Here is a 19,053-nt window from a genome sequence, read left to right on the forward strand (position 1 = left end):
GAATCGATCGGAGAAATTCTATTTGAGAGAATTTTCCTTTCTGCACATTAGTTTGGCTAATTCCTTTTGTAGTATATAGTACACTACCGGTCAGAATTAACCGAACTGCCAAATCCAACGTCAGACAGGAAATAGCTCCTGCCTCCACTTGTTATAAGGCGGTGATTGTAATTGTTTCCCGCATTTCGCGAGGACCCCTAAAAGACCACGATGCTATATATACCTTCCGACTGAATGGTCGAAAGACATGACCGGACCTTTTTTTGAAGTCTTTTTTTCCGTGTACAAATACGCGGAGACGCTTGAATGCTGCAATCATATATATATTCTTCCACCCCGGAAGATGAAAGTAATGATTATCAGCTTTTTATGAATGTAAGTGGCAAAAACCACATCCCCACCCGGATTATAGCTTCTATAATTAATCCGATATAAGACTTGTGGAAAGCCTCCGAGTCTGCAAAATTCAGCACAAAGTCGTGCCAGAAGCACGCACCTAAGCGACCTTTGCAGGGATATCTAGATACACATACTAGCATATAAAGATAACCTACATAATTAATTTGCAAGGCAAAAACAGATCATAACACAAAACGGCACCGTGTACGCAAGATTTAACAACATATGAAACATAGCAATACTAAAATCCGAGAAAATATTAACTTTAAAAGAGGAATCACAACTGCAGAAAAGAAAACATGTTGATAATGCGGACCTAACCGCCGTCACCAGAGTAAGAACCCCTAGCAAGGAGAACAAAGAAGTACTTGCAATAGTCGAGAGCATGCTCGGAGCAAATCATGTGAGACTAAGATGCATGGACGGTGTCTTAAGAATGGGTCGTATCCCGGGTTCAATGAAAAAGAAAACCTGGATACGTGAAGGAGACATTGTGATTGCAGTTCCGTGGGAATTTCAGAATGAAAAAGCGGATGTGATATGGAAATACACACGTCTGCAGGTTAGCTGGCTGGAACGCAAAGGATACCTTAAAGGTTAGACCAAATGAAAAAAGAAGATGCCAGAAGGGTACAGAAGATTGACACTAAAGTCGATAAAATGCGTATGCGGCGTAAAGATACGGACTCCCTCAAAGTAAAAGAGAATGTATTTGATGAAGCCACACTCAAAGCCCTATACACCTTATGCAACCGGGGATTTCTCAATGCCATTGGAGGCTCTATCAGTACGGGAAAAGAAGCAAACGTATTCCTGGGAGAGGGGAAAGATGCAGATATCGCAATAAAGATATACAGGATATCTTCAAGCACATTCAACTCAATGGAAGAATACATCCTTGGTGATCCAAGGTTCCGCAACATAAGGCATGCAAAAAAAGACATCATTTTCGCATGGACAAAGAAAGAATACAGAAATCTTACACGTGCAAAGGAAGCAGGCGTACGAGTTCCGGAGGCCATACACACAGAGCGCAACATACTCATCATGGAATTCCTGGGTGAAGATGAGAGGCCATATCCTCTTTTAAAAGACATTGCTCTTGATAAAGAAACTGCAAAGCCTATTTATGATACTGTCATAAAATACATAGAACTTCTTTATGTCAGGGCGAACCTTGTACACGGCGATCTGAGCGAATATAATATAATAGTAAACCCACGTACAATGGAACCCATATTTATCGACATGGGCCAATCAGTCACGCTCGAACATCCCAAAGCAAGAGAATTCCTGATGCGCGATATAGAGAACATAATGCGTTTCTTCAAACGTTATGACATAGAAGGTCAAGCAGAAGAGCTCTATTCGACCATGAAGGAAATAAAACAAAAGAACCAATAGGTTATCGTTATAATTACTTAAATGGTAGATTCAATATGACACATGTAAAAGTTCCCAAAGACAGAATAGGTGCCATTATCGGCCCGAAGGGAAGCGTTAAAGAATTGATCGAAAACAAGTCAAGTGCCGAACTTGACATTGACAGCGAGAGCGGAGTTGTGGAGATAATCCAGGGAGACGACCCGGTCGGTGCTATGCGGGCGGCAGAGGTGGTGAACGCCATTGCACGAGGATTCAACCCGGACAAGACCATGCCCATGCTAGATGACGACCTTTTGATGCTTGAAGTGATAGACCTTTCCAAAAGTGCCAATACACAAAAGGACCTGCTTCGATTAAAAGGCCGCATTATCGGTAAAGGTGGAAAAACAAGAGAAATAACCGAAAGACTCATCGGAGTCAAGATATCAGTTTACGGAAAAACTGTCAGCATACTCGGAGACCCAGAGCAGAACCAGATAGCAAGAACAGCTATAGAAATGCTCATCGGAGGCGCACCACACGGAACTGTATATAGTTTCCTTGAGAAGAAAAGACAGGAACTTCTGCAGTCCCGACTAGATTATTACTGATTTTGATATTATAAGACCTATAATGATATAAATAAAAATATTTAAATTTCATGAAGTGAATATAACACCGGTGGACACATGAGAGGATACATCAACAGATCCGAAATCAGAATGTATGCAGCTTTTACGCTTATACTATTACCCATTGCAGTCCTCTGCTACAATGGAAACCTGTCCATCGGTACTATAACGGCATTTCCCCTGCTGTTAATCCTTGTTCTGATGTTCGCCGGTTCACTTGTAGAGATACCGGTCCTGAAGACCAGAACCAAAAAATCCGAGCAGCTTTTCAGGTTTGCACCGCTTATAGAAGACATATATTCAGTCCCCGTTGTCAAGGAGCTCCATACTGGCAAGGAAAGGGTGTTCGACACCACCATCACACTGAACCTCGGAGGTTTTTTAGTTCCATTGGTAGCAATCGTTTATCTTTTTTTAACACAGTCAAATATTACTGCTCTTGAAGTGATGCTTATAATAGTGGTTGCCGTGACATTCTTATCAGAAATGGTTAATGGTGTTGGCATAATAGTCCCGCAATACATCGGCATAATAGCAATTCCATTCTCCTTGCTTACAGCACCCCAGAATGTGGGGTCCGTGACTTTTATTGCAGGGATCGGAGGCATATTGCTGGGAACAATAGCATCCATTATCGCCTTCAATAAAGAGAACAGTGGTAGTGCCTATATAAGTATAGGCGGAGCGGGGAACTTTAAGGCGATTTATATAACTGCACTCCTTGCAAGCCTTCTCTCATACTTCGTCTGAAGAAGATGAACCTAGCCTTTCCGCTCTCCTCTTCTCGATTCTCTGCTGCAGAACCTGTGACGGAATATTAAGCGCACGGTACTTGGCAATTCCGGAACTCGTGAATCGGAATGGTTGTGGCGTATGGTCAACCCGCGTTGCCCTCATTTTCTGTACAGCCATAACAGGCATCGGAGTAGTATCTATGTCATTTGTCTGGATGAAATCAAGAAAAATCACGCCATCGCCCAGGAAATCGAAATCATCAAACTCCTTCTTTTCAATTCCATGAGCCTTCTCAGTAACAAGCAGGGACGTTATCATGTTCTTCTTCAGAAGCTTGTGGAGTCCCCTCCATGCTGTCGAGGTCCTGAAATCCCCGGGAGCTGTGAAAACGTTCAATGAATCGAATACAATACGTTCAGGCTTATGTGAATCAATTATCTCTATCATCTCTTCGGAAGTCAGCATGGAAATACCGAATATCTCAAGATAACCATCATCGATGTATTTCCCTACATCCCATCCAAACCTGGCGAAATGCTGCACAAGTTGTTGCGCTCTTTCCTCAAATGAAAAGAAGATGCATCTCTCTCCTTTTTTCACACCTTCCATGAGATATTGCATGGAAAATGTTGTTTTACCAGTTCCGGGAGGACCGGTCACTATAACAGCGAAACCTTTCGGGAATCCACCCTCCAGAAAATCATCAAGTCCCGGTATACCAGTGTTTATGCGTTTTATCAGTTTGTCAATGTTCTGAGTATCAAGTTTTGCTTTGAAACGGGTAGTATCTAGATTAAGAAGGGCTTTTTCCAGCACGATGTTTTTCGCACCAAGTTCTTTTTCATACCTTTCAAGGACTTTGATCGCATCTGCACTTAATGTAGTATGAATGGGGAATTTTGTTTTCATCACACCACCATGAACATTAATAGTGCTTTATATATTTAAAATGTTATGGTTTTATGTACATACGCAAATTTTTATGTACATATCTATTCACCTTCATCAAAAAACATCCCCTTTCCGGGCAAGAACTTACCACGACCCTTTGATGCAAGTATTTCACCATCCCATACAATATCACCCCTGGCTAGCGTGTAGTCAGGGAAAATCCCATCCATACCTTCAAAAGGCGTCCATCCGGCTTTACTATGAAGGTTGTCCCCTTTTATTTTGCTTATCTTTGACGGATCCACAATTACAAGGTCTGCGTCAAAACCTTCGGCAAAAACACCCTTTGAATGTTGTGTAAGACCAAATATCCTTGCAGGATTCCTGCTTGTCACATCGATCATCCTTCCAAGAGGTATCAGGTTCCTTTTTACTGCAACAAGCATCAACGGGAGCAATGTCTCCACACCAGGGACACCCGATGGAGCAGACTTTATTTCAATATCCTTTTCAGTCTCGGTATGCGGGGCATGATCCGTTGACACCATATCTATGGTACCATCGTTCAGGGCATTCAGAAGCATTTTCGGATTGCGCCGATCTCTCAGAGGAGGGTTCATTTTCCCAAAAGAACCCAGCCGGTCCCAATCCCTGGTTGAAAGGAAGAGGTGATGCGGAGTTACCTCACTGGTAACTTTTACAGAAGAATCAGCACCATTCCCGGAGTACCTTTCCTTGCGCAACAGACCGACTGCCTCAAATGTGCTGATATGGCAGAAATGAGTCTGCGTTCCGTTCTTTTTAGCCAGCTTAAGAGCTTTTTCAACTGCATAAGCCTCACAGAGATTAGGCCTTGCCCGGGAATGTGACTGCGGCGAGAAATCATTTTTCAGAAAAGACTCGCACTCCTGCCGTATCTTCTCATCCTCTGCATGGATACATGCCATTGCGCCAAGTTCTGCGATAACCGATAATGCCTCATCAAGAGTCTCTTCACTGATATTGAGCGCACCGGTGGATTCGGCCATGAATATCTCACCGAAGGCAGTCACACCAAGGCCCCAGAGTTCAGGAAGTTTTTCAATGTTCCCGGTTACACCCCCGTATATCCCGAAGTCGATTATTGATTTCCGGTTTGCAAGTTTCAACTTTTCCTTGAAAGACCTTTTGTCTATTGTGGGCGGAAGCGTATTCGGATGCTCGATAACTGTTGTGACCCCACCTGCTGCCGCAGAAGAAGAACCAGTATACCAATCCTCTTTTTCCACCATCCCGGGTTCTCTGAAATGGACATGTACATCAATACCCGCAGGCAGGGTAAGTGCACCTTTTGCATCTATAACCTCATTAAGCCTTTGAACATCTATCTGCCTTGCGATCTTTATGATCTTCCCATCCTCGATCAGCAGTTCGGCAGGCTGGAGATAATTGTCAACGAATACTTTAGTATTCTTTATCAGTATATCAGGCATGACACCAATTATCTTTTTCAGAGTATATGCATTTTATGATAGCAAAGTGAACTACCACCCGTAAAATGTGTGGCTTCCTGCTTCATACCTCTGACCAATGCCAGTAAGTCGACAGGCTCTTCCCGCAGTTCCTGCGGTGTTTAAGTTTTTTAAAGCAATTTTCTTGTTGTTGATTGCAGCGTTCACATCTCTGTTATGCAATGTCTTGCAGTCTGGACACTCCCACCCCCTTATATCAAGAGTCAGATCATCCTTCTTGTATCCACAAACATTACACAACTTTGACAATACATCAAATCTACCGATTCTCAGGATAGTTTTTCCATGCCATTCTGCTTTGTAAATTAGCTTGTAAACAAATCCAGACCAGCCAACATCACTGATCGCCTGAGCTAAGTTTCGATTTATGATCATCCCTTTTACATTAAGGTTCTCTATAGCAATGGCTTGGCTTTCGCGAATTATCTTTGCTGAGACCCTATGCTGAAAATCGTATCTCTTGTTTGCAATCAACTGATGTTGTTTTATAAGTTTAACAATAGCTTTTTTTCTGTTCTTTGAACCTTTCTGTTTTCTGCTGACACCCCGTTGTAATTTCTTGAGTTTATTCAACGACCTTTTCAAAAATTAAGTATTCTCGATTTCTTCTCCTGTTGACAAAACAGCAAATGATTTTATCCCGACATCAATTCCAACGGTTGTTTCCTCAGTGAACAAACCAGGTTCCGGATAAGGCCCATGGTCTTCAATTAAAATACTCACATGATACCTTCCGGCTGATGTTCTGGAAACAGTTGATGTCTCGAGAACATTGAATTCCCTGTTTAGTTTTTGATCAAGGATAATTTCAGCATTAACTTTCTTTGTTACAAGGTTGTTCTCGATGAATTCTTTGTTCAGGAAATCTCTATGAAAAGAGAACGGTTGTAAACGAATCTGGTCGCTCCGAAATGCTTCTCAAATAAGGCACGATGCCCTCCGGTAGGATAGATGATATACGTTACCTTTTTTTATCGAATCACTTGTTAGGGAAAATATTACTTGGTCGATGTTTAATTTGCTTCCATTAAATATATGTTCTTTTTGGCATTGGATGCAATCCATCCACCCATTGAAATGAGCAGTCTTCTTGCTCCAGTCTGATAAAAGAACTGCATTGAGAAGTGGCAGTAAAAAGACTGCAATCAACATCATTATATAAACACAATAGCTACTATATAGACTATAATTAATACACGACACCATATTTAATTATATATAATACATACATAATTTTCATATACTCTTTCCGTGTTGGTTCACTGAACATAAAATCAACCATAAGTATAGAATCAACAGGAGAAAAATATCGTGTCAAAGCAGTTCATAAGAAATATTGCTATCAGTTCTATTGTATTAGTAATTCTGATGTCAGCATTTGCGGGTGTCGGTTGTGTAGACCAGGAAAGCGAAGACGGTGAATCAGGAATTACTGAAGATGCAGTTTCCGGAAGTATCATAGTAAAAGGATCTGACACCGTACTCCCGCTTTCACAGGCAGCAGCCGAAGATTTCATGATGGAGAACCCTGATGCAAGTGTTACCGTTATCGGTGGAGGATCCGGAGTAGGTATTGCAGCACTAATTGATGGTGAAGTCGAGATTGCAATGGCTTCAAGGACAATGAAGGATTCCGAAATCCAAAATGCACAAAATAATGGCATTAACCCCGTGGAGCATGTTATTGCATGGGATGGAATTGCAGTAGTAGTAAACCCTGAAAATCCGATCAAGGAACTAACATTCGATCAGTTAAAAAGCATTTATGATGGAAGTGTGAGCAACTGGCAGGAACTTGGAGGAGAGGATCGCCCAATCACAGCGATCACCCGTGACAGCAGCTCAGGAACCTATGGATACTTTAGGGAAGAAGTGCTCCTTAATGAAGAATACCGCCAGGATGCACTCGTACAGCCAGCCACCGGCGCCATTGTACAGGAGATAGCTCAGAACAGGGGAGCTATCGGATATATTGGGTTTGCATACCTTGACGAAAGTACCACTGCACTTGCACTTGATGCCGGTTCAGGTTTCATAGAACCTACTCCGCAGAACATAATCAGTAGAGATTATCCACTCGCCAGGCCGCTTCATTACTACACAGATGGTGAACCTGATGGCCTTACAAAGGAATTCATCGACTATGTGATGAGCCCTACCGGACAGGATATTACCTCAGATGTCGGATATTTCCCAGTAATGTAAGAAGATACGATATCAGAGGAATAGATGTCAGGCAAGAACATTAGAGAAAAGGGTATCCAGTCACTGCTATTCCTTTCAGGGACAGTGGCTGTAGTAGCCCTTTTCCTCCTTTGTATATTTTTGTTCAGAGAAGGGATATTATTATTTGAAGACTATCCGGTCAGCAGTTTTTTGACCAATACTAAATGGTTCCCTACGGCAAGTCCTCCCATTTTTGGCCTTTTGCCATTGTTACTGGGATCATTAATAGTAACTGCAGGGGCAATAATGTTTTCAGTCCCGTTGGGAATAGCAGCTGCAATATACATATCCGAACTTGCCAACCCCAGAATATCCAGCATCCTAAAACCTGTTACAGAAATTCTTGCAGGCATTCCATCTGTGGTCTTTGGTTTCTTTGGTCTTGTGATACTCGCCCCCGTCGTCCAGCGAACACTGGAAATACCGACCGGACAGACTGCATTAACAGGTTCCATTATGTTAGGCATAATGGCACTCCCAACTATCATATCAATATCAGAGGATGCCATAAGCTCAGTGCCGCGATCAATAAAAGAAGGATCACTTGCGCTGGGATCTACAAAATGGCAGACAATATACAGAGTAACAGTACCTGCTGCACTTTCAGGCATATCTGCAGCGGTCATGCTAGGTATTGGGCGCGCCATTGGTGAGACCATGACAGTGATGATGGTTACAGGAAACTCAGCCGTGATACCCGGATTCCCTTCAGGACTGTTCGCACCGGTGAGAACCATGACAGCCACCATTGCACTTGAAATGGGAGAGGTTCCCCAGGGAAGTGACCATTTCCATGCACTTTTTGCAGTCGGTTCTGTTCTCTTCATAACTACATTCATAATCAACATCCTGGCCAATTACGTAAAAAGGAGATACAGGTTTAACCTGTGATAACCATGTTTTCCAATGCTAAACTCAATGAGAAGATAGCTTTTGCATTATTGAAGGTAGCTACAGGGCTGGTTGTTGCCTTTGTACTGGTGATCCTGTATTACATAATATACAATGGATACAGTGCAATCAACCTCGAATTCATAACAGACATGCCAAGGAACAGAATGACCGAAGGTGGTATTTACCCGGCCATTATGGGAACCACATACCTGATCATAGGTTCAATGGCTGTCGCCCTGCCACTTGGAATACTATCTGCCATTTACCTTACCGAATACGCACAACCAGGAAGAACGACCTGGGCAATTGAAATGGCGATAAACAACCTTGCAGGAACGCCTTCTGTGGTCTTTGGACTGTTTGGTCTTGCAATGTTCGTAAAATACCTTGGTTTTGGGCCTTCCATAATTTCCGCCTCATTAACGCTTGCACTATTGATACTGCCTGTAATAATAAGAGCCAGCCAGGAAGCACTCCTCACTGTTCCTAAAGAATACAGAGAAGCCTCACTTGCCCTGGGAGTCACCAAATGGGAGACGATTCGCAGAGTTGTCCTTCCTGCTGCAATTCCAGGGATGGTAACTGGTGCAATTCTTAGTATTGGAAGGGTTGCAGGAGAGACAGCACCTATATTACTGACAGGAGCAGCGTACTTCCTGCCAAGACTGCCGGATTCCGTATATTCACAATTCATGGCACTCCCATACCACCTGTATGTGCTTGCTACATCAGGAACCAATATTGCGCAGACAAGACCGATACAATATGGTACAGCATTGATACTGCTTACAATTGTACTATGTGTTAACCTTGTTGCCGTAAGCGTAAGATCACATTACAGGAGTAAAATGAGAAGATGATATTAATTGACCCCTATTCCCATTCTTATTACAATATAACACCCATTTCCAGGAGCGCATTAAATGCCAGATAATTTTGCAAACGGAACAGAGATAGAGGTCACAAACCTGAACCTCTGGTACGGCGAAAATCACGCCCTTCATGACATATCGATCAATATCCCAAAGAATAGTGTTACAGCCTTCATTGGCCCTTCAGGTTGTGGAAAATCTACTTTCCTCCGGTGCCTGAACAGGATGAACGACCTTATCACAAGTTGCAGGACCGAAGGTAACGTCGGAATCAATGGTCAGGCCATCTACACAAAAGATGTAGATGTCGTAGACCTCAGAAAAAGAGTAGGGATGGTCTTCCAGAAACCAAACCCTTTTCCTATGTCCATATATGATAATGTGGCATACGGTCCGCGCATTCATGGAGCAAAGAAAAATGCGATTGACGGAATAGTTGAGGATGCACTCAAAGCAGGTGCCCTGTGGGGAGAAGTTTCAGACAGGTTGAACAGTCCAGCCCTGGACTTAAGTGGTGGGCAGCAACAGAGATTATGCATCGCAAGAACACTTGCAGTAAAACCCGAAGTGATACTCTTCGACGAGCCGTGCAGTGCACTCGACCCGATATCCACGAGTAAGATCGAAGACCTTATATTAGAATTGAAAAAGAACTATACTATTGTCATAGTGACACACAATATGCAACAAGCTGCCAGAATATCCGACTATACAGCATTCTTCCTGCTGGGGGACCTGATAGAGTTCGGAAAGACCGAGCAGATATTTGAGAGTCCAAAAGAAAAGGCAACTGAAGATTATATCACTGGAAGATTCGGGTGAAACAAAATGACGCGCACACAATACCAGCATAACCTGGATACTCTTAAAAGATACGTAATTGAAATGGGCGACAAGTCATATCAGTCAGTCGCAGATTCTATGACATCACTCAACTCACTGGACGTCGGACTTGCAGAAAAGGTGATCAAGGGTGATCAGATAATTGACGAGTACGACCTGATGATCGAGAAATGTGTTAGCCAGCTGATCGCCCGCCAGAGTCCTACTGCAGGAGATATGAGGCTGGTCACTTCCTGTTTAAAAATGGCACTGGACCTTGAAAGGATGAGCGACCTTGCAGTGGACATTGCAAAGATAACAAGATGTATCGAAAAGAAGCATACAAAACCATTTCCCAATGTTTTGAAAATGGCTGAACTGGGAAAGGATATGCTGCACCAATCCATCGTAGCCTTTGATACACTGGACGAGGAACTGGCAAGGAGAACAGCAGCCAAGGATGATGAGGTAGATAAGATATTCTACGAATCACAAAAGGAACTCATTGAAATGATGAGTGAGGACAGGTCGATGATCAACAATGCCTCTTATTTGCTGTTCGTTATCCGTTACCTTGAAAGGATTGGAGATCACGCATGCAACATCTGTGAAAGTGTTGTCTACGTGGCATCAGGTGAAAGAGCAGACCTCAATTAGATCCGGGAAAGAAATATTTCCCGGATCCGGTCAATCCCAACTAAAAGTCAAACAGGGAACTCTGGGCATTACCTGCCTGTGAGTCATCCGATGGCTTTTCTTCCCGTTTCTTTATATTATTCAGAGGAATTTCCTTAGGCTTATCAGAGAAATCGAACAAGCCCTTCTGCTTCGAATCATAATCAAGATTGGCAATGTCCACACCGAAAACGCCAAGTATCCTTTCGACCGGAGGCAGTATCTGTTTCTTGACATAGTAATCCACATCAATGGGTACATTATGCTCCCTGACATATTCCGGATCCTCAGCACGGTTGACGAACAGATCCCTGCCTGCCACTATGACAAAGGGAATACGTTCCCCCACAGGAGGAGGAGCACCTGTCCTTTCTTCGATCTTCTCCACAACCGTGAGATGAGGTTGCTTGTTCTTATAGCGGGAAGCACTTTTGGAGAACATCCTTGTCATGGTAAGATCGTCTATTATATCCTCATCCTTCTGAACGTCGATGTTCCTCACACCATCGACAATTTCCCTGACATGTGATACAGCAGCATCGACATCGCCTTCTTTGAGTACGAGTTCCAGAACCCTGTTCAGGGTCTTGGAGGTAAGTTCACACCAATCACGCCTCACGGTTTCCATACCCTTGACCTTTATGGAATCCTTCCATTCATCGCCGGAGCGTTCAAATACCCATATAGCATAGCGTTTTTTTGCTATGAAGAGAGCCCTGCGGGCAATTGACTCGAACTCAAGTTCCATCGGGTCCGGAAGTGAAGCTGAGACGTTCCCTGCAATCTTGTTACCCACAAGTTCGGCATCTTCCAGTGAGACAGGATCTTCAGAACTGCACTGTACAAACACACTGTCCGTGTCTCCGTACACAACCGAGAGCGCAACTATCCGGTCATCTTCTCCGATAGCATCAATATCTTCGGTGAAAAAGACAGTGCTGTCCCTTAGTACCACTTTGTTTATGGTGCCATTGACAATTGCACGTGTATTGAGGATGTTTCCCCTTCCAAAACTGGTCACTGCATTTGCAAGTGCCAGGCTGTAAAGCCTTGCTCTTGTATAACCGGAGTAACCGTAGAAACTGTTCAGGAGAATTTTCAGTGCGAGCTGGGTTGCATCAAGCACACGATACTCACCCTCATTCGCAGCATTTTTCATGAGGTTCTTTGTTTCCACCCTCCTGTTCAACAGGTTCTCAAGGATCGATGGCATTATGCCCTTTGAAACCTCCGCAGACACGAACTCTCCACCGGAGGGTGGCTTTATTGTCTCACTGTCCGGCCTGTCGTGCTCGACAACAGTGGTATAGCAGAGGTTATGGGCCATCATGATGGTGGGATAAAGGGATTTGTAGTCAAGTATGACTATATCCTCAAGCAGACCCTTCTTGGGTTCAAGTACCTCACCCCCCTTAAGACCCTCACTGCTGCGATTCCTGAAACTGACCAGATCATCAGATGGTTTGGGAGGGATCACACGGTCCCTTTTGCCATACTCGCGCAGTAACAGGTTCTCCACCATGGACGTCTGCCCGCCATCCACTACTTCCTGAAGCAGAGAGCCACTTACCCGGGCGATTGCGATATATTTATCGAGAAGCCTGAGCTTCATGCAAAGTTCAAGAGCCAGCTCCGAGTCACGCTGGGCATAATCTATAAAGTGGAGGATCTTTTCCCCGGTATCCTGCCAGTACTCCTCCATCTCAGAGGGAGCCACATCCAGCTTTTCCCTGTCAAGCAACTCTTTTGCAACATTGCGCAAAGTATAGCGTTTGAGGCTGTACTGACTTCTTATAAGAGGAAGAGCATCTACAACAACACGACCGGGTATTGACACCATGGTACGGTTACCTATCTTGCGGTAACTTAGAATCCTGCCATCCCTGCCCACCACAGATTTCAGGCTATTTCCTGATTCATTAAGTATGTTCACCCTGTCGGCAATATAGGGGATATCGAAATCAATGACATTATACCCTGAAACTATATCAGGGTCATACTGCTGGAATATCTCGAAAAAGCGCCCCAGCATCGTTGCTTCGTTACCGAGGCATTCCACATTCCCGGCCACACCCTCCACATCCTTGGAAACAAGGACCATCGTATCGTATCCTTTGAAGGCAGGACTGAAGGAAAGACTGATCATTATGACAGGAGAGGTCTCCGGCACGGGCATCGAACCGCCCAGGGGAAGGCATTCAATATCGAATGCAAGGTTCTTGAGAGGTGCATTGGAGAGCTTTTCAATCTCCTCCAGAGATGTGGCTGTGAATACCTCGTCACAGTAACGTGCCTCTTCACCTGAAAAAGGAGATTCAGATAAAGGTCCGGCTTTCACCCAGCTCATACCATGCAGTTCCCTGTCAATGAGAAAACGGTTCCTGAAAAGGATATCAGTCTCATATATTCCCTTTACAGCAGGGATATTCGAAATGTCGTCGCGTATCTCAGGAACATTGCCGGGATCATATGTGACCACTTTGAGCATGGGCTTTTTGGAAACCTGATATCCCACGGGCTCTAATTTCCGGACAACTTCTACTCTTTTTATAGCAGATGAAAAACGTTCTTTTAATATTTCCCCGGCAGAATCCGGATCACCGGTGATGTTAACATAAAAATAAGGCTCAAAGCCCGGTACAAAACAGCAGACACTTTTCCCATCCTCCTTCCTTCCGAAAAGACGGATAACGGGTCCTTTATCCTCACGGATATAATCGGCGTCCAGTATCTGAAAATTCATGCCCTATCTTAGGGTTGTACTATTCATATAGGTTTTGTTTTAACTGGATCCGATTTGGTTGAAGAATTCCCGGAGAAGTTATTTCTATAAAGCCATAGAAAAGTTGAATCAAAGTGTATTGAAACATACAATAAAGAGTGGGTGAATAAGATGAGCAAAGAGCACACAAACTACTGGTGGGTTTTTCCGGGATTTAAGATCGAGCATATACTGTCGGGACTGGACCTGCCAGTGAATATCGCTTTTGTACCGGAACCTGGAAATAAAGACGATGATCCGTTATTTTATGTTACAGAACTGTACGGACAGATAAAATCAGTAACAAATGACTATGCAGTGCATACTTATGCGCAGAACCTGCTGGATTACGAACCCAGCCATGAGTTCCCCGGTACAGGAGAGTCCGGAGTAATAGGTATCTGTGTCGAGCCGCAAACCGGAGATCTGTTTGTGTCAATGCTGTACAAGGAGAATGATGAGACAAAAGCAAAGGTTGTGCGAACAAGCAGTAAGAATGGCCTGGAAATGGATTCTGCGGAAACTGTTATAGATAATATACCTTCCACATTTATGTCCCATCAGATACAGGCTGTTACTATCGGACCTGACAGTAAGTTATACGTAAATATAGGAGATGGCGGTGCTGCCGGGAAATCCCAGGATGTGAATGACCTTCGTGGCAAGATACTCCGACTGAACCAGAATGGCTCCGTACCCTGGGACAATCCATATCCTGAAAACCCGGTATATGCAAAGGGCCTCAGGAATCCTTTCGGAGGAGTATGGAGAAACAGTGACAATCACCTGTACATTTCGGACAATGGTCCGCATAAGGATGACCGCATTGCAAAGATCAAACCATACGGAAACTACGGATGGCCCGGCGATATGCGTAAAGGTTCTCTTTTCTGGTGGCATCATACCCAGGCCCCTACGGCAATGGACTTCATGCAGGGAGGACAGTTCCCTCCCCAGTTCAATGACCATCTCTTTGTGGCCCTGTTCGGGAACACTTACAATGAAGGCAGAGTAGAAGGGAAGGGGAAAAGAATTGTCAAGATCGAGTTGAATACACAGGCAACAGCAGTCAATTCATACGATGACTTCGTGATCTATACAGGAGAAGGACCTGCAAGCCCTTGCGGCCTGGCTTTCGGACCGGGCGGGCTGTACTTTTCAGACCTGCACGGTGAGAAGGGAAGTGGAGGGAACATATATAAAGTGAGTGTCGACCCTGAGAAGCTGGAAGAACTAATCGATTATGGAAATGAAGACCAATATCCGGGTTTCTGGGTAGAGATACGGGAGTGGGCCAGGTCAAAGGGGATTACAGACTGACAGGCGGGTGAATGACAGAACCAGAGTGGTGAAGTGCAATGGAATATACTGAGATTTCAGGAACGGATATAAAAGTATCCAGAATTGGACTGGGAACCCAGCCCATAGGTTATTTTGATAAGGATCTGGGAATGCAGACCATTCGAAAGGCGCTGGACCAGGGTATCAACCTGATGGATACAGCCCCGGTTTACGGGGACGGAAGATCGGAAGAGATATTGGGGCAGGCCATGAAGGATTATGACCGCGGGGAAATAATAGTATCCAGCAAGACCGGAATGGAAAAAGTGCAGGGAAAAGGCGTGAGAAATACCAGCCCGGAGCTTATGGCAAGAACGATAGAAGCTTCACTTAAGAGGCTTGGCACAGACTACATAGACATTTTCCATGTACACTGGCCTGATATGCTTCAACCGGCAGAAGAAACGGCAGGTTTTCTTAAAGGACTTAAAGAGGAAGGAAAGATAAGGGCTATCGGACTGAGCAATTACAGCTCCGAACAGATGTACGAGTTTTGCATGCACGCGGAAGTGAATGTCTGCCAGCCCCCCTACAATGTGTTCGAAAGAGCTGTTGAGGTGGGAGTGCTGCCATTCTGCCAGAAGAACGATATAACCCTGATGGCATACAGATCCCTGTGCCAGGGCCTGCTCACGGGAAAGATGAACGCTGATGCGGACTTCAAGGATCATCCTGTCAAGAGCTCAGACCCTAAGTTCCAGCTCCCGAGATACAGGCAATATCTGGAAGCGGTGAGCAGTATAGATGCTTTGGTCAGGGAAGATCATGACAGGAATGTACTTGATCTTGCTATCCAGTGGATACTCGGGCACAACAATACCGTCGCCCTCTGGGGCGGATGGAAACCAGAGCACATGGAACCCGTAAACGATGTCTTCGGCTGGAAGCCGGACCCGGAAACGAGGGATAAGGTAAGGGACATAGTCAAGAAGACCATCCACAACCCGGTAGGACCGGGATTCCTGGAGCCTCCTACAAGGTAGTCACTGTACAACCATCAGCTGATCGCCGGGTACATCCGGAGTTTTCCCGGAACGGGCATCTACAGAATCACACCAATCTGCAAATCGAAAGCCGGAGTGCCAGGAGGCTTCAAACTAAGTGATAAGACACGACAGGATTTTACATGGATCCATGATAATGCCGGAAACTGAGAACTGTAACACATCAGATCCGTGTTAATCCTGTATTGATGTGTCTGAAATAGAATCAAAGATAAGCAGTCCTATGCAGACCAGATAAAAGATTAAGGCACACAATTAAAACAAAAATGCCCGGAGCGTGACTCGAACACGCGACCTCCAGATTTCTCAGGAGATTGGACGCACGGTTAATATTCCCTATGAGTCTGGCGCCCCAACCAACTAGGCTATCCGGGCAGTACAGCATGTACATGGGTAAAGTTCTATTAAAGCGTGTCGATTGGATATCGCATCCATCAGGGCCGAAATCCCAGATTTGTGATCAGGGATCTTTCCAAGCGAATTAGTAAGAAATATTCAGGGAGCAGGACTCAACTTAAAGCAGCAAGGCATTTGATCAGTGCCCGGGAATAAGCGCAACACAAGCAATGCTCCGCAGAAAAAATAATAGAGAGGAAACCGGATCAGTATCCGGTTGCTTCAGCAAGAGTACGTATGTCTTCAGGGTCCTGTGAATTTCCACCGACAACCATCACAAAGTTTTCGCTGGTCCAGACGTACCTGTACCTGGCAGTCTGTGTTGCGCCTGATGTTGTGTAGGTGTTGATTCTGGTTGCCTCATGGTCATTAAAGGATTCTTCCGTAAAGCGCTCCCCGGAGTTAAGCGGTCTGAATGTTGCCTTGTACCGCTCCACAAAATCCTCTGCTTCAGAGCTATTTTCCAGTTCGATGGCGTGAATATAGTAATCCACAGCATTTGCATCCTGATAGAGTCCTTCCGCTGCATCCGCATCGGACACATCCACATACTGCCTGCTGACGTCACTTACATCCATGGACCTTGAACCCAGGTACTCATAGCCGGAAGCATCTTCAACGACTACAATCTCAGTAGCACTCGCTTCGGACATATCATTGCCGCCATCGCCGTCAATACAGCCCGACAGCGATAAGGTGAGCATCATGATCACAAACACACTGCACACTAAAAGATTCCTGTTGAACTTCATATGTAAAACCTCAAACTGCGAAATAATGGATCAGGCATCAGATAAAATGTATCAAAAGTATCAAAAAAAAGAAGAGCAGAAGGGATAATCCCTTCCATTCATTTATTGTTTATTTATTTAGTTCCTTCTGACAAGGTATGCGACTGCAAGGAGACCTGCAACTGCGAAGATAGCTTCAAATCCGGGGGATTCTTCTGCTGGCTCTTCAGTTACTGGTTCCTCATCATCTACTGGAGTTTCATCGACTGGAGTTTCATCGACTGGAGTCTCATTGCCGGTTTCGTTACCTGCTGGAGTCTCATCGACTGGTTCCTCGACTGGTTCCTCATCGTCTGGCTGTGTTACGCCGTCACCCTCGATGGTCCATTCGACGAATGGGTAGTACCTGAGTTCATTGTCTGGTGAGTCTGCAACCCTAAACATCATACCTTCTGCAATGTCAACCGTATCATCTCTGCTGAGAGTGATTGAACCTGTGCTGGACATCTCAATTGTGCCGCCAGAGATGCTGTCGATTTCAAGCTCTCCGAACTCATCACCGGTTTCGATCTGGAGTACATCCTCGTGTTCTACAAGGTAGAGACCTTCGATTATTGCAAGACTGTCAACCTGGCCCTGGAAGACCTGGGTAACCAGTACTCTGAAAACAATTACATCTTCAGTGTCGCCTACATCTGCTTCGAAAGTCCATGTTGCATCAGCGTTATTTGCTACGTTGAGAACCTCATCGTCAATGAATTCTCCATCCTTGGAAAATTCCATCCAGACCTTGTTACCATCAACATCGATCTGCTTTGCAACCACTTCATAGCCGTTTGGAAGCTCGAGTGCGGAGCCGGTCCTGAGTGTGTACTTGTCATCGCTGTCAAGGAGCAATTTTACAAGTTCATCAGGGCTGTTGTCATCGAGAGCTACATACTTCTCTGCAAAGAGACCGAGAACTGGGTAGCTACCAGTATTTGATGTGCCAGCCTCAGCTTCAAAGTCTGCTGCATAGTCAACCTGTTCAATTGTTGTTGAATAGGTAAGGTTACTTTCTGCAATAGTCCTGCCATTAAGTGATGTTACTGCAAGTTCCTCGGAACCGATATTGTCATCAATGTCATAGAAGAAACCTGCAAAGTTTGAAGGTGTCCAGGTCTGTGCGCCAGTTGCTACAGATCCCCTTATCTCGTATGTACCTGGCTCTGTATATTCCTTCATTATGTAGAACCTTATATCATCAGAGTCTGCCACATTGATCATCATACCTTGTCCAATGTCTATGGTGTCGTCCTTTCTGAGAGTGAGTGCACCTGTGCTGGACATCTCAATTGTGCCGCCAGAGATGCTGTCGATTTCAAGCTCTCCGAACTCATCACCGGTTTCGATCTGGAGTACATCCTCGTGGTCTACAAGATAAAGACCTTCGACTATTGCAAGACTGTCAACCTGACCCTGGAAGACCTGGGTAACCATTACTCTGAAAACAATTACATCTTCAGTGTCGCCTACATCTGCTTCGAAAGTCCATGTTGCATCAGCGTTATTTGCTACGTTGAGAACCTCATCGTCAATGAATTCTCCATCCTTGGAAAATTCCATCCAGACCTTGTTACCATCAACATCGATCTGCTTTGCAACCACTTCATAGCCGTTTGGAAGCTCGAGTGCGGAGCCGGTCCTGAGTGTGTACTTGTCATCGCTGTCAAGGAGCAATTTTACAAGTTCATCAGGGCTGTTGTCATCGAGAGCTACATACTTCTCTGCAAAGAGACCGAGAACTGGGTAGCTACCA

18 protein-coding genes and 1 tRNA gene are annotated in these 19,053 nt (G+C 44.7%); 11 read left to right on the forward strand and 8 right to left on the reverse strand.

All coding sequences use genetic code 11. The features are described 5' to 3' along the window. Positions 1-682 precede the first annotated feature (682 nt). The 4 genes from eif1A to CUN85_RS12385 all read left to right on the forward strand — a co-directional run bounded on the left by eif1A (position 683) and on the right by CUN85_RS12385 (position 3,146). A complete protein-coding gene (gene eif1A / locus CUN85_RS12370) occupies positions 683-1,000 on the forward strand; it encodes a translation initiation factor eIF-1A (RefSeq protein WP_135390623.1) in 318 nt (105 codons plus the stop codon). Positions 1,001-1,005: 5 nt separating this feature from the next. Beyond that, entirely contained in the window at positions 1,006-1,803 is a 798-nt protein-coding gene (locus CUN85_RS12375) for a serine protein kinase RIO (RefSeq protein WP_135390624.1), read from the forward strand. Positions 1,804-1,838: 35 nt separating this feature from the next. Further along, positions 1,839-2,375 (forward strand): KH domain-containing protein, encoded by a 537-nt coding sequence (locus CUN85_RS12380; RefSeq protein ID WP_135390625.1) that lies wholly within the window; start codon positions 1,839-1,841, stop codon positions 2,373-2,375. A gap of 78 nt (positions 2,376-2,453) precedes the next feature. Further along, positions 2,454-3,146, forward strand: coding sequence for a DUF1614 domain-containing protein (locus CUN85_RS12385; protein WP_135390626.1), 693 nt, complete (start codon positions 2,454-2,456; stop codon positions 3,144-3,146). Here CUN85_RS12385 and CUN85_RS12390 read toward each other — a convergent pair. The 4 genes from CUN85_RS12390 to CUN85_RS13680 all read right to left on the reverse strand — a co-directional run bounded on the left by CUN85_RS12390 (position 3,132) and on the right by CUN85_RS13680 (position 6,489). Then, positions 3,132-4,040 (reverse strand): RAD55 family ATPase, encoded by a 909-nt coding sequence (locus tag CUN85_RS12390; RefSeq protein ID WP_135390627.1) that lies wholly within the window; start codon positions 4,038-4,040, stop codon positions 3,132-3,134. The genes CUN85_RS12385 and CUN85_RS12390 overlap by 15 nt on opposite strands. Before the next feature lie 83 nt (positions 4,041-4,123). Further along, complete coding sequence (locus tag CUN85_RS12395; protein WP_135390628.1) at positions 4,124-5,494, reverse strand: dihydroorotase; 1,371 nt, start codon at positions 5,492-5,494, stop codon at positions 4,124-4,126. Between the two features lie 51 nt (positions 5,495-5,545). Beyond that, positions 5,546-6,118 carry an RNA-guided endonuclease TnpB family protein gene (locus CUN85_RS12400; protein WP_328591286.1) on the reverse strand — a complete coding sequence of 191 codons (573 nt, stop codon included), beginning with the start codon at positions 6,116-6,118 and terminating at the stop codon, positions 5,546-5,548. A gap of 272 nt (positions 6,119-6,390) precedes the next feature. Next, positions 6,391-6,489, reverse strand: a complete 99-nt coding sequence (locus CUN85_RS13680; protein ID WP_135390639.1) for a helix-turn-helix domain-containing protein — start codon at positions 6,487-6,489, stop codon at positions 6,391-6,393. 352 nt (positions 6,490-6,841) lie between these two features. Here CUN85_RS13680 and CUN85_RS12410 point away from each other — a divergent pair, with 352 nt between their 5' ends. From CUN85_RS12410 to phoU, 5 genes are all read left to right on the forward strand, one after another. Continuing rightward, positions 6,842-7,738, forward strand: coding sequence for a PstS family phosphate ABC transporter substrate-binding protein (locus CUN85_RS12410; protein WP_135390629.1), 897 nt, complete (start codon positions 6,842-6,844; stop codon positions 7,736-7,738). Positions 7,739-7,762: 24 nt separating this feature from the next. Continuing rightward, positions 7,763-8,650, forward strand: a complete 888-nt coding sequence (gene pstC, locus CUN85_RS12415) for a phosphate ABC transporter permease subunit PstC (RefSeq protein ID WP_135390630.1) — start codon at positions 7,763-7,765, stop codon at positions 8,648-8,650. Positions 8,651-8,655: 5 nt separating this feature from the next. Then, complete coding sequence (pstA, locus tag CUN85_RS12420; RefSeq protein WP_135390631.1) at positions 8,656-9,513, forward strand: phosphate ABC transporter permease PstA; 858 nt, start codon at positions 8,656-8,658, stop codon at positions 9,511-9,513. Between the two features lie 63 nt (positions 9,514-9,576). Further along, the gene (gene pstB, locus CUN85_RS12425; RefSeq protein WP_135390632.1) at positions 9,577-10,347 is read left to right on the forward strand and encodes a phosphate ABC transporter ATP-binding protein PstB; all 771 of its coding nucleotides are present in this window, start codon (positions 9,577-9,579) and stop codon (positions 10,345-10,347) included. Positions 10,348-10,353: 6 nt separating this feature from the next. Further along, entirely contained in the window at positions 10,354-11,004 is a 651-nt protein-coding gene (gene phoU / locus CUN85_RS12430) for a phosphate signaling complex protein PhoU (protein WP_135390633.1), read from the forward strand. A 40-nt stretch (positions 11,005-11,044) separates the two neighbouring features. On the opposite strand, the gene CUN85_RS12435 is transcribed toward phoU, so the two are convergent. After that, complete coding sequence (locus CUN85_RS12435) at positions 11,045-13,765, reverse strand: DNA-directed DNA polymerase (RefSeq protein ID WP_135390634.1); 2,721 nt, start codon at positions 13,763-13,765, stop codon at positions 11,045-11,047. 150 nt (positions 13,766-13,915) lie between these two features. On the opposite strand from CUN85_RS12435, the gene CUN85_RS12440 reads away from it, so the two are divergent. Both CUN85_RS12440 and CUN85_RS12445 read left to right on the forward strand, forming a co-directional pair. After that, positions 13,916-15,103 carry a PQQ-dependent sugar dehydrogenase gene (locus CUN85_RS12440; protein WP_135390635.1) on the forward strand — a complete coding sequence of 396 codons (1,188 nt, stop codon included), beginning with the start codon at positions 13,916-13,918 and terminating at the stop codon, positions 15,101-15,103. A gap of 38 nt (positions 15,104-15,141) precedes the next feature. Further along, entirely contained in the window at positions 15,142-16,107 is a 966-nt protein-coding gene (locus tag CUN85_RS12445; RefSeq protein WP_135390636.1) for an aldo/keto reductase, read from the forward strand. Positions 16,108-16,395: 288 nt separating this feature from the next. Here the strand turns inward: CUN85_RS12445 and CUN85_RS12450 are convergent. The 3 genes from CUN85_RS12450 to CUN85_RS12460 form a co-directional block, all read right to left on the reverse strand. Continuing rightward, positions 16,396-16,503, reverse strand: a tRNA-Met gene (locus tag CUN85_RS12450). A gap of 227 nt (positions 16,504-16,730) precedes the next feature. Then, on the reverse strand, positions 16,731-17,276 hold the full coding sequence (locus tag CUN85_RS12455; protein WP_135390637.1) for a hypothetical protein: 546 nt from the start codon (positions 17,274-17,276) through the stop codon (positions 16,731-16,733). Positions 17,277-17,393: 117 nt separating this feature from the next. After that, positions 17,394-19,053, reverse strand: a 1,660-nt coding sequence (locus tag CUN85_RS12460; RefSeq protein WP_135390638.1) for an S-layer protein domain-containing protein, incomplete at its 5' end; no start/stop codon positions are given.

Source organism: Methanolobus halotolerans, assembly GCF_004745425.1.
Taxonomy (GTDB): Archaea; Halobacteriota; Methanosarcinia; order Methanosarcinales; family Methanosarcinaceae; genus Methanolobus; species Methanolobus halotolerans.